Annotated in this window: 13 protein-coding genes; 12 read left to right on the top strand and 1 reads right to left on the bottom strand. The window is 55.6% G+C overall.

What is annotated here, in order from left to right; genetic code table 11:
• Positions 1–6 precede the first annotated feature (6 nt).
• Genes G7G_RS0115520 through G7G_RS0115505 form a run of 4 tightly spaced genes read left to right on the top strand, consistent with a single transcriptional unit; the run spans position 7 to position 4932 of the window.
• Entirely contained in the window at positions 7–1629 is a 1623-nt protein-coding gene (locus tag G7G_RS0115520) for a dihydroxyacetone kinase subunit DhaK (protein WP_010442357.1), read from the top strand.
• A 7-nt stretch (positions 1630–1636) separates the two neighbouring features.
• Positions 1637–2695, top strand: coding sequence for a LacI family DNA-binding transcriptional regulator (locus G7G_RS0115515; RefSeq protein WP_010442356.1), 1059 nt, complete (start codon positions 1637–1639; stop codon positions 2693–2695).
• Between the two features lie 27 nt (positions 2696–2722).
• Positions 2723–3778, top strand: a complete 1056-nt coding sequence (locus tag G7G_RS0115510) for a sugar phosphate isomerase/epimerase family protein (protein WP_010442355.1) — start codon at positions 2723–2725, stop codon at positions 3776–3778.
• Positions 3778–4932, top strand: a complete 1155-nt coding sequence (locus tag G7G_RS0115505; RefSeq protein ID WP_010442354.1) for a Gfo/Idh/MocA family protein — start codon at positions 3778–3780, stop codon at positions 4930–4932. Before G7G_RS0115510 ends, G7G_RS0115505 begins: the two co-directional genes overlap by 1 nt.
• 154 nt (positions 4933–5086) lie before the next feature.
• Here the strand turns inward: G7G_RS0115505 and G7G_RS0115500 are convergent, their stop codons facing one another.
• The gene (locus G7G_RS0115500; RefSeq protein ID WP_010442353.1) at positions 5087–5377 is read right to left on the bottom strand and encodes a hypothetical protein; all 291 of its coding nucleotides are present in this window, start codon (positions 5375–5377) and stop codon (positions 5087–5089) included.
• A 104-nt stretch (positions 5378–5481) separates the two neighbouring features.
• Here G7G_RS0115500 and G7G_RS0115495 point away from each other — a divergent pair, with 104 nt between their 5' ends.
• The 8 genes from G7G_RS0115495 to G7G_RS0115460 all read left to right on the top strand — a co-directional run bounded on the left by G7G_RS0115495 (position 5482) and on the right by G7G_RS0115460 (position 15234).
• Entirely contained in the window at positions 5482–6621 is a 1140-nt protein-coding gene (locus tag G7G_RS0115495) for a LacI family DNA-binding transcriptional regulator (protein WP_037321643.1), read from the top strand.
• An 18-nt stretch (positions 6622–6639) separates the two neighbouring features.
• Positions 6640–7995 (top strand): ABC transporter substrate-binding protein, encoded by a 1356-nt coding sequence (locus G7G_RS0115490; RefSeq protein WP_010442351.1) that lies wholly within the window; start codon positions 6640–6642, stop codon positions 7993–7995.
• 65 nt (positions 7996–8060) lie between these two features.
• On the top strand, positions 8061–9296 hold the full coding sequence (locus G7G_RS0115485; RefSeq protein WP_010442350.1) for a carbohydrate ABC transporter permease: 1236 nt from the start codon (positions 8061–8063) through the stop codon (positions 9294–9296).
• Positions 9296–10504 carry a carbohydrate ABC transporter permease gene (locus G7G_RS0115480; protein ID WP_010442349.1) on the top strand — a complete coding sequence of 403 codons (1209 nt, stop codon included), beginning with the start codon at positions 9296–9298 and terminating at the stop codon, positions 10502–10504. Before G7G_RS0115485 ends, G7G_RS0115480 begins: the two co-directional genes overlap by 1 nt.
• Before the next feature lie 5 nt (positions 10505–10509).
• Positions 10510–11757 carry an MGH1-like glycoside hydrolase domain-containing protein gene (locus tag G7G_RS0115475; RefSeq protein ID WP_120981223.1) on the top strand — a complete coding sequence of 416 codons (1248 nt, stop codon included), beginning with the start codon at positions 10510–10512 and terminating at the stop codon, positions 11755–11757.
• On the top strand, positions 11757–12812 hold the full coding sequence (locus G7G_RS0115470; protein WP_010442347.1) for an ABC transporter ATP-binding protein: 1056 nt from the start codon (positions 11757–11759) through the stop codon (positions 12810–12812). The genes G7G_RS0115475 and G7G_RS0115470 overlap by 1 nt, the downstream gene beginning before the upstream one ends.
• Before the next feature lie 182 nt (positions 12813–12994).
• Positions 12995–13267 (top strand): YHS domain-containing (seleno)protein, encoded by a 273-nt coding sequence (locus G7G_RS23170; RefSeq protein ID WP_158005276.1) that lies wholly within the window; start codon positions 12995–12997, stop codon positions 13265–13267.
• A 227-nt stretch (positions 13268–13494) separates the two neighbouring features.
• On the top strand, positions 13495–15234 hold the full coding sequence (locus G7G_RS0115460) for an ABC transporter substrate-binding protein (protein WP_010442345.1): 1740 nt from the start codon (positions 13495–13497) through the stop codon (positions 15232–15234).
• Positions 15235–15312 lie beyond the last annotated feature (78 nt).

The following is a 15312-nucleotide window of genomic DNA, read 5'->3' as shown; positions in this document are numbered from 1 at the left end:
AAAATCATGGCCCAGTTCCTCAACACAAAAGAAACTCTGGTGACAGAGGCGATAGACGGCCTTCTGGCCTCCTCCGGAGGGCAACTTACCCGGCTGGACGGATACCCACACATCAAGGTGATTTTCAGGTCGGATTGGGACAAGTCGAAGGTCGCCTTGGTGTCCGGCGGAGGATCTGGCCACGAACCCGCCCATGCAGGTTTTGTTGGCCCCGGTATGTTGACAGCAGCGGTGTGCGGCGAAGTGTTTGCTTCCCCGTCGGTAGAGGCGGTACTGGCGGGCATTCTTGCGGTTACGGGTGAGGCTGGGTGTTTGCTTATCGTGAAGAATTACACCGGTGATCGGTTGAACTTTGGACTGGCGGCTGAACGCGCCCGTGCATTGGGCCGCAAGGTAGAGATGGTTGTTGTTGATGATGACATCGCCCTGCCCGACCTTCCGCAACCACGTGGCGTGGCAGGTACGTTGTTCGTGCACAAAATCGCCGGAGCGCTCGCTGAAAGCAGTGCTGACCTAGACACCGTTACCAAAGCAGCAACAAGCACTATAGAAAAGGTTGTCAGCATCGGTATGAGCCTTGACACCTGTACCGTTCCGGGATCTCCAAAGGAAGACCGGATCGCACCCGGCAAAGCGGAGCTCGGCTTAGGCATCCACGGCGAGCCCGGTGTACAGCAAGTCGAGTTCTCAAATGCTGTATCGGCCATGTCCACAGTGGTGGAGAAGCTGAAGCAAAGGGTGGGTTCTGGGGATTGTGTGGCGTTGGTCAACAACCTTGGGTCGACAACTCCGCTAGAAATGGCTGTCCTCACGCACGCCTTGTCCGAGACTGGTATTGCCCATCACATCATCGGCCCAGCGCCAATGATGACATCGCTGGATATGCACGGGTTTTCTGTTTCTATTCTGCCTGTAGATCAGGACGATTTAGCGGCACTTGAAGCTCCTGTTGATCTGGCGGCTTGGCCCGGTGTCAATTCCATCGACCCGATAAAAGTAGCGCCTTTGCCTGATGGCCTGACCCCTATCGATCCAATTCCTTCGAACAATCCCGCCACAAGGGAGACGATCACCCGATTGTCTGAACTGCTCATCAACGCCGAGAAGAACCTGAACGAGCTGGACGCGAAATCCGGAGATGGCGATACAGGAAGCACGTTGGCGACGGCCGCTAGAGCGTTGCAAAGTAGCCTTGACCGAATGCCGCTCGCTGATCTGACACAACTGTTTCCGGCGTTGGGCAATGAGTTAAGCCAGACAATGGGTGGTTCTTCCGGCGTGATACTCGCTATTTTTTTCAACGCGGCTGGAGATGCCTCTGCGAGCGGGGCTTCGGTACCGAAGTCTCTGGTCGAAGGTCTGAATCGCGTCAGCCAGGTTGGGGGTGCCAAGGTAGGTGACAGGACAATGATTGACGCCCTGGCACCGGCACTTGCCGCTCTGCCATCTGGTCTGGCGCATGCGGCCGAGGCTGCCCGCGAAGGCGCGAACAACACCGCGAATATTCGACGTGCGAAGGCAGGCCGCGCAGCTTATGTTCCCGAAGAAAACCTAGTTGGTCATAACGATCCTGGCGCTGAGGCCGTTGCTTTGTTGTTTGAGGGCTTAGCGCGGGAGATTGAGGGTTGAAAAACACGTGGAAGACCAAAAACAAAAACTAGAATTGGTTAAAAAGCCAACCGTCAATGACATCGCGCGCGTAGCGGGTGTCAGCCTGGCGACTGTTGACCGGGTCTTGAACAGGCGCCCCGGCGTACGGGCCGTAACCGTACAGAAAGTACAAAAGGCGATTGATGAGCTGGGGTATGTGCGAGACACGGCCGCAGCAAACCTTGCACGAAACCGTGTCTACAATTTCCTCTTTATTCTGCCGGAAACGGACAACGAGTTTGTGGATGCAATCAGCAGTCAGATCGCAGAACAATCCCGCGACCAATTTATCGAGAGGACCCGCGTTGCGATAAAGAAAGTTGCTCCGTTTGAGCCGCAGGATATCGTTAACATTCTGGATACTGTCGACAGTTTGGAGGTTGACGGAGTCGCCGTTTTCGGACCCGAAACGCCTTCTGTCCGCGACGCCGTAAAAAGGCTGAGAGACAAAGGCGTTCCGGTGGTTGCGTTGGTGTCTGACTTGCCGAGTTCCGAGCGAGACCACTTTGTAGGAATTGATAACGTTTCGGCAGGGCGAACCGCCGCTCAGCTGATGGGACGATTTGTGCATCGCGACGGCAAGGTCTTGGTACTTACAGGATCCCGTTTGGCACGTGACCACCTAGAGCGTCGTCAAGGCTTTGATCTAGTTGTGGCTGAGGAATTCCCACACCTCGAAGTCGTAGCGTCTGTCGAGGGCCGGGATGACCCGGATCTGATTTACAAGATGATGCCCGAGATCTTTGACACCTACCCGGATCTGGTTGGAATTTATTCCTCAGCAGCAGGCAATGCAGGCCTGATTCAATTTCTTTCCGAGAACAAGCTCAGCAAAGATCTGGTGATCATAGCTCATGAGCTTACTCCGCTCAGTCGTGAGGCGCTTACGCTCGGTACATTTGACGCTCTTATCTCGCAAGACACCGGGCATATTGTTCGTTCAGCCGTCCGTCTGCTGCGTGCAACTTCAGACAAAGTACCATTCAACAAAGCCCAGGAACGTATCCGTATCGACATCTATCTGAAGGAAAATTTACCGCCATAGAGGCTTAGGTTTTGGGGAGGAAATTTTATGAAGACAATCAAAGGTCCGGCTTTGTTTCTTGCGCAATTCGCGGGGGACGAAGCGCCGTTCAATTCGTGGGACGCGATCACCAAATGGGCGGCTGACTGTGGATACAAGGGCGTTCAGGTTCCTAGTTGGGATGGCCGGTTGTTCGACCTGGAACAAGCCGCGTCCAGCGCCAGTTATTGTGATGACTTCAAAGGCAAAGCAATGGAAAATGGCGTCGAAGTCACTGAACTTTCAACCCACCTTCAGGGCCAACTTGTGGCCGTTCATCCGGCCTATGACAGCGCGTTTGATGGTTTTGCAGCCGAAAGCGTCAGAGGAAACCCGAAAGCCCGGCAAGAATGGGCGGTAGACCAAGTGAAAAAAGCACTATCTGCTTCAAAAAATTTGGGTATTTCAGCGCATGCGACATTCTCAGGCGCATTGGCATGGCCCTATGTCTATCCTTGGCCGCAGCGCCCTGCTGGTTTGATCGAAACGGCATTCGAAGAGCTTGCTCGTCGTTGGGTGCCAATACTGGATCACGCCGAGGAATGCGGCGTTGACGTCTGTTACGAAATTCACCCAGGTGAGGACCTCCACGACGGCGTGACGTACGAGATGTTTCTTGAACGGACAGGCAATCACCCACGCGCTTGCATGTTGTACGACCCGTCGCACTACGTGCTGCAATGCCTCGACTATCTGGACAATATCGACATCTACAATGATCGGATCCGGATGTTCCATGTCAAAGATGCCGAGTTTAACCCGACCGGCCGACAGGGTGTTTATTCCGGGTATCAAGGCTGGGTCGATCGTGCCGGGCGCTTCCGGTCGCTTGGCGATGGCCAGGTGGATTTCGGGGCGGTCTTTTCAAAAATGGCGGCGAATAACTTTGATGGCTGGGCAGTTGTCGAATGGGAATGCTGCCTCAAACACCCCGAGGATGGAGCGCGTGAAGGCGCGCAGTTCGTGTCCGATCACATCATCCATGTGACCGAGAAAGCCTTTGATGATTTCGCTGATGGAGGTGCAGACGAAGACGCCAATCGAAAAATGCTGGGGATTGAGTGATGGTCACAGGACGCAGTGAAGAAGCCTCGGGCCGCATTCGGCTTGGCATGGTTGGCGGCGGAAACGACGCATTCATAGGCGGCGTTCACCGCATAGCCGCGCGATTGGACGACAAGTTTGAGTTGGTTGCCGGTGCTTTATCTTCGACGCCCGAAAAATCCATTGAAAGTGGGCAGGCATTGGGGCTCGAGCGGGTTTACGAAGACTTCAAACAAATGGCGATCAGGGAAGCTAGGCTGAAGTCTGGGATCGAGGCGGTCTCAATTGTCACGCCAAATCACGTTCACTATGCAGCCGCACGCGAGTTCCTGAAACGCGGTATTCATGTAATTTGTGACAAACCACTCACCTCGACTCTTGCCGATGCCAAAAAACTGGTCAAAGCAGCAGAAAGCGCGAATGCCCTATTCATTTTAACCCACAATTACACGGGCTATCCGATGGTTCGGCAGGCACGTGAAATGGTCGCCAACGGCGATATCGGAAAGATACGCGTGGTTCAGGTTGAATACCCGCAGGACTGGCTGACCGAGCAACAGGATTTCAAACAGGCAGAATGGCGAACCGATCCCGAACGCTCGGGCGCGGGTGGATCAACCGGTGACATCGGGACTCATGCTTACAACCTCGCTTGCTTTGTAACCGGGCTGAAGGCGGAAAGCTTGGCGGCGGACTTGCAGGCCTTTGTGCCGGGGCGCAAGGTCGATGACAACGCGCATGTCTTGCTTCGCTTCGAAGGCGGAGCGCGGGGTATGTTGTGGTCTTCTCAGGTGGCTCCCGGCAATGAAAACGCACTTCGTTTGCGAGTCTATGGCGAAAAAGGTGGACTGGAGTGGTCTCAGGAAGATCCTAACTATCTGTGGTTTACGCCCTACAACGAACCCAAGCGTCTAATCACCCGAAATGGAGCTGGGGCCGGTGATCCTGCCAATAGGTTGAGCAGAGTTCCTCCGGGCCATCCCGAGGGGTATCTGGAAGGGTTCGCGAATATCTATGGGGAGGCTGCGGAGGCGATCCAAGCTTTCCGAAACGGGACTTCACCTGACGCTTCGGTTGTTTATCCAACGGTCCGCGACGGCCTCAATGGCGTTAAGTTTGTAGCCGCGTGTGTGCAAAGCTCTTCAAAAAATGCGGCTTGGGTCAAGTTGGAGTAAAGTCTGGTTGTGCGGATAGAGTGGACATCTTGAAAAACGGTGTGAGTATCTGCCAACAACTGAAGCTCGCACAATCTTTAGATGAACGCTCCGAAACAACAAGCTGCGAGCATCGCTGAACGGGTGTTATGTGAACCACCTTAACGTTGTAGCATCACTCGCCGAGGTCCTTATCATTCGCATCCCCAGCTTCATGAAGCTCTTGCTTTTTCATATGCCGAAAGAATGCAATGTGATTTATGACGCGATCGATCTCATCCGCCTCGCCTGTAGTATAAGCGGCTGCAATCAGTTTGAACTGCGTTTCTAAGTCTTCGGCGAGGTCCGCGTCACTTATTCCAAGGCTGTCTCTGACCTCCACCATCGCGACAGACTCCGCAAAATCTTCTTTCCACATCTCATTGAGATAGGTCCTCGTATCAAACTCGGGATCGTTCTCGCCCACGCCTCAACCCCGTTACGCTCGCTATAACGTTTCAAACAAATCACTTGAGAGGTAGTTCGATTTTTCTGTTGCCGAAACCGGTTTCGGAACAAACAAATAGTAGGATGACAACGAATCCCAATCTGCAAAACCGCCAATCTCAGTCTAGGAGCGCCTCACCACCACGGCGGGTGAAACTCGACGAATTGGCGGATCATCTCGGGCTTTCAAAGAGCACGGTATCGCGCGCATTGAACGGGTATTCAGACATCTCGGAAGTCACGCGAAAGAGAGTTGAGGTCACGGCAAGGAAGATGGGCTACCGCCCGCTCAGTCACGCGCAGGCTATTCGAACAGGAAAAGTTCGAGCTATTGCGATGGTCATCAACAGCGAAGAACCGGACCAGCACAACCCGTTTCTTCAGGATTTTCTGGCAGGCGCTTGCGAAGCAGCCAGTGCGTCGGACTGGACAATGACAATTTCCACAGCAAAGTCCGGGAAAGATATGCTCAATGTGTTGGAACGTCTTGTCGAAGAACGCAAGGCAGATGGTTTCATTTTGCCCCGGACCGAAGTGGACGACGCGCGGGTAAAGTATCTTGGAGAATTGAAGGTCCCATTTATCCTATACGGGCGGACTGAATACGGCCAATCTGATCCAATGGATGATATGTCTTGGTTTGACATATCGGGTGAAGCAGCAATCAGAAATGCGGTCGTTCGATTGGTCAACTTTGGCCATAGCCGTATCGGTTATGTCGGCAGTGATCCGAAGTTCAACTACAGTCATTTGCGCCGCGACGGGTATCTTGAAGGCCTGAAAGTTGCCGGCTTGCGGGATGATCCAGAATTGATCCGGGAAGGTGCACGGACACGCGAAGAAGGGGCTAACGAAGCGCGGTCACTGTTGAAATTGGACCACCCGCCAACCGCAATGGTGTTTGCGACCGACTTGGCTGCATTAGGGTGTTATCCAGTTTGCGCTGAACTTGGCCTTGAGATCGGAAAAGACGTTTCAATCCTTGGATATGACGGCATTCCCGAATGCCAATACGTCAATCCGGGGCTGACAACATTCAGCGTGGATTCGAGACGCGCAGGAGAGCGTCTGGCCACGCTACTGATCCGCCAGACCCGAGGCGAAGAACCCGCAACCCTGCGCGAACTCAGCGAAGCCGTGCTTATCGCACGCGAATCCGACGGGCCACCCCGGCTGACACCCGAGGCACTGGCGCGAAAAATCAACCTAATCCAACGATCATAACCGGGGAGGAAACCGACTATGAAACTCACACCTAAAGTATCTCGGCTGATGCTGGGCACATCGCTGGCGCTGGTGCTGGCTGCCGTTTCTGCGCAGGCGGACACAATCCGCTTCTGGACCACCGAGGAACAGCCCGAACGTCTGGCAAAGCAGCAAGAGATGGCCGATCAGTTCAAAGCCGAAACCGGTACCACGGTTGAGGTGATCCCGGTTACAGAAACCGATCTGGGCACCCGTGCCACAGCTGCTTTTGCTGCTGGTGACCTGCCGGATGTGGTTTACCACCCGCTGCAATACGCCCTGCCTTGGGCCGAAGCCGGAATTCTGGACACCGAAGCAGCGTCTGAGGTGATCGAAGAACTGGGTGCCGATACGTTTGCACCGGGCGCGCTGGGAATGGCGGCGTTCAACGGTGAAACGGCCTCTGTTCCGGTCGACGGCTGGACCCAAATGGTAGTCTATCGCAAAGACTTGTTCGACGAAGCTGGTCTGGAAGCGCCCGACAGCTTTGCCGACATTCAGGCCGCGCTGGAAGCGTTGCACAACCCGCCGGAAATGTATGGCTTTGTCTCGGCCACCAAGGTTGATGAGAACTTCATGAGCCAGGTGCTCGAGCATGTTTTCCTGGCCAATGGTGTGTCGCCGGTTGGCCCCGATGGGTTCCAGCCGTTGGACGAAGCCAAAACCACCGAGGTTCTGGATTTCTACAAAGCGATCTCCAAGGCATCTCCTCCGGGTGAGCTGTTCTGGAAGCAATCGCGCGAGCTGTATTTTGACGGCAAGGCCGCGATGATCATCTGGTCGCCCTTCATTCTGGATGAACTGGCCGGTCTGCGGGATAGTGCTCCGCCGACCATCAATGACGACCCAACCTCGCGTGATCTGGCCAGCAAAACCGGCATCGTAACCAAACTGTCCGGCCCGTCGAACCCCGATGGCGCAGCATGGGGTGACGTCCGTTACTTTGGCATCACCAACGACGCGGACACCGATGCGGCGATGGAATTCGTGAAATTCGCGATGGATGACGGCTATACCCGGACGCTGGCGATTGCGCCCGAGGGTAAGTTCCCGGTGCGCCGCGGCAATGCGGACAACCCGAATGCATTCTCTGAGGCTTGGGCCGAACTGCCCGTTGGCGTCGACCGCAAGGCACCGCTGGTTGAGCTATACGAACAGTCGATGATCGACGAGATCGTCGGCGGTTTGGATGTGGCGCAGCGCTGGGGCGTGGCCGAGGGTCAGTTGGCACTGGCATCGAAGATAATCAACAGCCAGGCGATCAACCGCGTCGTCCGTCAGTATATCGACGATGAGATTGACTCCGCAGCAGCCGTTACGGCGATGAACGAAGAACTCGCCAAGGTCGAGTAACGCTACCACTCAATGGCATCTGCAGCGGCGTTCGCGCCGCTGCACCCAACCCTCTGAGGTCTCTCATGTCTTCGGCCACCCCACCGAACGGTACCGGGGCTCTTGCCAAGCGCGAAGCGCGTCTTGCCAGGGCATTGCTGGCTCCGACCGTGATAAGCGTGTCTCTTGTTGTGATCCTGCCGCTGCTGGCGATCATCTGGATCAGCTTCAAGCCCTTTACCTTGTCCGACCTGCGCCCACCGGCGCCGGTTGTCCGAGAAAGCCTGCGTGGATCGGGCGATGATCTGCGGATCGAATATCGCCTGCGTAATTCCAGTCAGGAGATTGCCATCGGCGGCGTCACTCTAAGCGATGTGCTGCCTGAGGGTGTGACACCCACAGGTGAGATCGCAGCACCATGTGTGCTGGAAGGACAAGACCTGTTCTGCGATTTTGGTATCTTGGATGGCGGCCAACGCGAGAGAATTCGTATTCCGGTCACCGTAGACGGCGACCCTGACGCATTCGAAGAGTTGGTCGAAGGGTCAGAACCCGGCGTCACAGGCAGCGGTCCCAATGTGCTGACCAATTTCGAGTTCAGCCTAGAAAACTACGCCCGCGTCTTCGATGGGTCAGAGTTTTGGGGCGTGCTTTGGGTGACGCTGTTCTACACCGTCTTCGGAACCATCGGTGCATTGGTCATGGGATTGTTCGCCGCGCTGCTGCTTAACAAAAGTTTCCGCGGTCAAGGGTTCATACGCGGTCTCTATCTGTTCCCATATGTCGCCCCGGTGATTGCTGTAGCGTTCACCTGGGTTACTCTGTTTGACCCATTCTCAGGCTCCGCCAATGCACTGCTGGTTCAAATGGGCCTGAGCAGCGAACCAATCAACTTCTTCGGCGAACGACCACTGGCGCTGATCATGGTGACGGTGTTCGAGATTTGGCGCTATTTCCCGCTGTCCTTCCTGTTCATTCTGGCGCGGATGCAGTCCATAGACTCTAGCATGTATGAGGCGGCGGATATGGACGGCGCCTCTCCGTTCCAGAAGTTCTGGCTGCTGAGCATCCCGCAACTGCTGGGTATCCTGTCGGTGCTGTTCCTGCTTCGCTTTATCTGGACGTTCAACAAGTTCGACGACATCTTCCTGCTGACCGGCGGCAATGCGGGCACCCGCACGCTGACCGTAAATGTCTATGAGCAGGCCTTTGCAATCTCGAACATCGGCGCGGGCGCGGCCGTCGCCGTGGTAATCCTGATGTGCCTGATCGCCTTTAGCTTCGTCTTCTTCCGCTTCATCAGCCGAGAAGAGGGTCTGTGATGCGCAAAGGGTATATAACCGGCCCTGTTCTGGGCGCGCTATGGATGGTGGTGATCGCCACCACCGCTGCCATCACCATGTCGTTCTCAACCGGCGACGCATTCCGACCACAGGTTTTACTGTGCCTGATCTGGGGAACACTGGCTGGCCTTGTTTATGTCCGTTTTCCGCAACAGCACGCACGCGCGCGTCTGGGAATTTCGGCACTGTTGGGCCTGTCTTGCCTCACCGGATTTGGCCCGGTTCTGATCGGCTCTGGCACATCGTTGCAGGCGGTTCTGATCACGGTGATCGGCATTGCCGTTGTGATGCATCTGTCGATGGCAGCGATCCTGAAGGAAACACCGTTCGGTGAGCTCACCCGCCATGAATACGAGGATGCGGTGATCCGGTTCTGCACCGGTTTTGGTTATATCTTTTTCACGGCCATTGTGATCATTCCGTTCTATGTGATGGTGATGACCAGCCTGAAATCCCAGCAGGCGCTGTTGCAGAACCCGCTGGATTTCTCGGTGGACCTGAGCCAGGGCACCGCCCTGTTCCGCAGCTATACCGAGCTGTTCCGCGACTTCAATTTCGGCAGCTATCTGTGGACGTCCTTCTATGTCTCGGTACTGACGGTGTTCATAACGGTGCTGTTCAGCGTACCCGGAGCCTATGCCGTGGCGCGGTTCCGGTTTCAGGGACAAAAGGCCTTTTCCCGCTCGATTCTGCTGATCTACATGGTGCCGATGATCGTTCTGGCGCTGCCGATCTATATTGCTTTCTCGCTGACCGGCCTGCGCAACTCGATCCTCGGTATCGTGATGATCTACCCGGTTACGACAATTCCAGTCGCGTTGTATATGCTGCAGGGCTATTTTCGCGGATTGCCGACCGAGGTGGAAGAGGCCGGGCTGATGGACGGCCTGTCCCGTCTGGCAGTAATCTGGAAGATTACCTTGCCGCTGAGCCTGCCAGCGCTGGCCTCAGTCTCACTCTATGTCTTCATGATCGCATGGAACGAGTTCCTTCTGGCCTTCATGCTGCTGGACGACCCGTCGAAATTTACCCTGACCCGAGGAGTCACGATGCTGAACTCCTCAGAAATTCCCCGTCAGCACCTGATGGCCGGTGCGGTGATCGCCACCGTGCCGATCATGGCGCTGTTCCTGGGGCTTGAACGTTTTATGACCAAAGGCCTCACAGCGGGGTCTGTCAAAGGATGACCGAGATGAATCAACACACAAACCCCGACCGCGAGGCACGCAATATCCTGATTGCCAATGATCGCGGTGGCTACACGATCCCAACCGAAGGGCTGTACCCATACCAATGGAACTGGGACAGCGCGATTACTGCGCTTGGATTTGCCCAGTTCGACCTCGACCGCGCCTGGGTGGAGATCGAGACACTGTTTACCGGGCAATGGGATAATGGCATGGTGCCGCACATCCTTTTCCACCAGCAGGATGAAGGGTATTTCCCCGGCCCGGATGTTTGGGGCTGCAATGGTCCGATCCCCTCATCGGGTATTATCCAACCCCCCATCGCGGCCACGATGACCCGCAAAATCTGGGAACAGGACACCGCGTTCGGAGACGCGCGGATGAAGGCGCTGTTCCCAAAGCTCCGGGCTTGGCACCGCTGGATCATGAAATGGCGTTTGGATGAATTCGGGGCTGTTTGTACAACCCACCCTTGGGAAGCGGGTCGTGATAACGCGCCAGACTGGGACAATTCAATGGCGCGCATGGATGCGTCGGATGTGGGAGAGTACAAACGCCGCGACACCAGCCATGTTAACAGCGAGGATCGCCCGACAAAGTTCGACTATGACCGTTACATCAGGCTGGTACAGATCGGTCGAAAAGCAGCCTGGGATCAGCAGAAGCTGCTGTCGCTGAACCCGTTCCGTATCGCCGATCCGACGATGACCTTTACTACATTACGGGCCGCGCGGGACTTGCTGGTGATCAGTGAACAGCTTGGTCTGGCAGCTGAAGGCTTAAGCACAGACATTGAAAAACTGGAAGCTGGCGCTCGCTCGCTTTGGAACGAAGAGCTGGGCAGCTTTGACGCGCGTGACGCACATACCGGCGAGATGTCAGGTAGCGTATCGAACGCGTCCTACCTGTGCTGGTATGCGGGTGTTGAGTCGGACAAGATGCTGGAACGGTTGAAAGCCACACTAGAAACCGTGCCCTATCCGGTTCCAAGTTATGACCCGGAAATGCCGAAATTCGACGCGCGCCGCTACTGGCGCGGGCCCACCTGGGCTTTCATGAACATGATGATCGGATTCGGGCTACAGGATCTGGGTCATACCGAGCACGCAAATCAGTTGCGCAAAAAAACCGGCGATCTGATCTCGGGCTTTGGTTTTGCAGAATACTTCGATCCAATAACCGGGAGCCCGGCTGGTGGTAAGGCTTTCTCTTGGACAGCAGCAGTTTGGCTTCACTGGGCAGGGAGGGCCTGATGGGTAGCATCGAACTTAAGTCAGTCGAAAAATGGTTCGGCTCGGCCCAGGTCATCAAGGGAGTGGACCTCAAGATCGAAGAGGGCGAGTTCATCGTTTTTGTTGGCCCATCAGGTTGCGGAAAGTCCACTCTGTTGCGCATGATCGGCGGGCTCGAGGATATCTCGCGCGGGTCGTTGTTGATCAATGACAGTGATGTCACCGATCACCCGCCTTCAAAGCGCGGCCTGACGATGGTGTTCCAATCCTATGCGCTGTATCCGCATCTGACAGTTGCCGAGAATATGGGGTTTTCTTTGAAGGTGGCCGGAGTTCCCAAGGCGTACATCGCCGAACAGGTCAACCGCGCGGCCGAGGTTCTCAAGCTGGGACCGTTCCTGGAACGCCGACCCAAAGACCTGTCTGGTGGTCAACGGCAACGAGTGGCTATTGGCCGATCCATTGTCCGCGATCCCACCGCGTTCCTGTTTGACGAACCGCTTTCCAACCTCGACGCCGCCCTGCGGGTCGAGATGAGGTATGAGATCGCCAAGCTGCACCAAAGCCTCAAGCGCACGATGATCTACGTGACACATGATCAGGTCGAAGCGATGACATTGGCCGACCGCATCGTGGTTTTGGAATACGGCAAGATCGCTCAGGTCGGTACGCCGCGCGAGCTGTATGAACGCCCTGCGAACCTGTTCGTGGCCCAGTTCATCGGCAGCCCAAAGATGAATATCCTGCCCTGCGCGACCGAGGGTGACAGCTTCCATCTTGAGCACGGCCGCAGTGGCCCGTTTTCAAAGTCCGCAGCGGCCACCAAGCTTGGCATCCGCCCCGAACACATTCGGGTAGGCGCTGCAGGCGATGGTCAGACTGACGGCGTCATCGAGGTGATCGAATATCTGGGTGCAGACACATTCCTGATTGTGGATTGTGGAAGCGAGGACAAGGTCACAGTCCGTCTGAACGGCGATACGGCCCTGACACCGGGCACCCACATTGGTCTGCACTTCCCCACGGACAATCTGCATTTTTTTGATGAAAACGGGCAGGCTTTGGGGCTTGGATAGATGAACCCATCGGTATCCGTTGCAAACCTTGACCATTGACACTCAAGAACACAGTGAGTGTAAAGCTAAAGAACTGAAGCCGAAGCAAACCCTATCGATGTGGGCTGCTATATTCAGCCTAAACCTAGTGTCTTTGCCCCCTAAAATTGGGCCACTACTTTGTGCCCCTTGGGTTGCACGGGTTGGATGCCGTGACCTTAGCGACAACAGGTGCCGTGGCGGACGGTACAGCCGTCTACACCGCCGTGCATGAAGGCGGTGCCTACTACTTTGCCTCGAAAGAAAGTAAAGCGAAGTTCGAAGCAAACTCTGAAGCGTATCTTCCGCAATATGGCGGCTTCTATGCCTTCGTGATCGCGCTTGGCAAGAAATTCGATGGAGATCCGAAACATGCGGACATCATTGACGGGCCGCTTTTTCTATTTGTGAATTCGCATTTGAGCAGCGGGTGTTGAGCCGACTCAAGAATTAGTTACGCGATGTTTTAACCACCCACGGATACCAGTTGATTGAACAAATTTTTAATCACAGATACCTCGATAGTAAAAATAATATTCATTATCATATAGTTAACAATACATACTGCTATTACTAAAAATTTAGTTTGACAGCTGCGCCGAATATCACCGATGCTGATTGCCATCCGGTCTGCGCCGGATCACATAATCTTGGGAGGAGACAGATGCGGAGACATCTACTTTCCGCCGTGGCGGCAGCGGCCGTCATTGCGGGGCATGGTCCTGTTTGGGCCGACGAAGCCGCAGCACAACGTTGGATTGACGACGAATTCCAGCCATCGACCTTGTCGAAGGACGAACAGTTGTCCGAAATGAAGTGGTTCATCGAAGCTGCACAACCTTACTCGGGCATGGAAATCAATGTCCTGTCCGAGGGTATCCCGACGCATTCCTATGAATCCGAGGTTCTGACAAAGGCGTTCGAGGAAATCACAGGGATCAAAGTCAATCACCAGATTCTTGGCGAAGGTGAAGTGGTTCAGGCCGTTCAGACTCAGCTACAAACCGGGCGGAACCTTTATGATGGTTATGTCAACGACAGCGACCTGATCGGAACACATTCGCGTCTGCAGTTGGCCTATCCGCTTACCGACATGATGGGTGGCGACTGGGCTGCGACAACTTCTCCGACGCTGGATCTGGATGACTTCATGGGCATTCAGTTCACCACCGGTCCGGACGGCAAGTTGTATCAGCTGCCTGACCAGCAGTTCGCGAACCTCTACTGGTTCCGCAAGGACTGGTTCGATGACGAGGACAACAAAGCCGCGTTTAAAGAGAAATACGGCTATGATCTGGGCGTTCCGGTTAACTGGTCGGCCTACGAAGACATCGCTGAATTCTTCACAAATGACGTAAAAGAAGTCGATGGCGTCGCGATCTATGGCCACATGGACTATGGCAAGCGCGCGCCTGACCTCGGATGGCGCATGACCGACGCCTGGCTGTCGATGGCTGGTGCTGGTGACGTGGGCGAGCCGAACGGTGTTCCCGTCGACGAATGGGGCATTCGAATGGAAGCGGGCACATGTAACCCGGTCGGTGCGTCCGTTTCGCGCGGTGGTGCTGCAAACGGTCCGGCTGCGGTCTATGCGATCCGCAAGTGGGATGAATGGCTGCGGAACTATGCGCCTCCGGGTGCCGCAAGCTATGACTTTTATCAGTCGCTACCGGCGCTCAGCCAAGGCAATGTGGCCCAACAGATATTCTGGTACACCGCCTTTACCGCCGACATGGTCAAGCCCAAATCCGAAGGCAACAACACCGTCGACGACGAAGGCACGCCGCTGTGGCGGATGGCGCCCAGCCCGCATGGCCCCTACTGGGAAGAAGGCCAGAAGGTTGGTTATCAGGATGTGGGTTCCTGGACCTTCCTGAAATCGACCCCTGCGGATCGTGCTCAAGCAGCATGGCTGTACGCTCAGTTCGTGACCTCCAAGACTGTCGATGTGAAAAAGTCCCATGTGGGTCTGACTTTCATCCGCGACAGCTCGGTCAACCACGAGTCGTTCACCGAACGCGCACCCAAGCTCGGTGGTCTGGTCGAGTTCTATCGCTCGCCTGACCGTGTGGCATGGTCGCCGACCGGCATCAACGTTCCGGACTATCCGAAGCTGGCCCAGATCTGGTGGCAGCAGATCGGTGACGTGAACTCAGGCGCGTTTACTCCGCAAGAGGCGATGGACCGTCTGGCAGAAGAGATGGACATCACCATGGCCCGTATGCAGGCCGCGGATGAAAGCGCAGGTGTTTACGGTGGATGCGGACCGCGCCTGAACGAGCCGCAGGATGCGTCATTCTGGCTCGAGAAAGAGGGTTCGCCCAAGGCCAAGCTTGAGAACGAAAAGCCGCAAGGCCAGACTGTCAACTATGACGAGCTGGTTCAGCGCTGGCAGTCTCAGTAAGCCAAAGCAACCCGGGGTGCCGTTCGCGGCACCCCCACACCTACACCAAGACCAAGACAGCGCGGGCGCTGCGGGATC

The organism is Ruegeria conchae, from assembly GCF_000192475.1.
In the GTDB taxonomy this organism is placed as follows: Bacteria; Pseudomonadota; Alphaproteobacteria; order Rhodobacterales; family Rhodobacteraceae; genus Ruegeria; species Ruegeria conchae.
The sequence above is the reverse complement of the archived record's forward strand: the minus strand, read 5'-3'. Positions and strand labels throughout refer to the sequence as shown.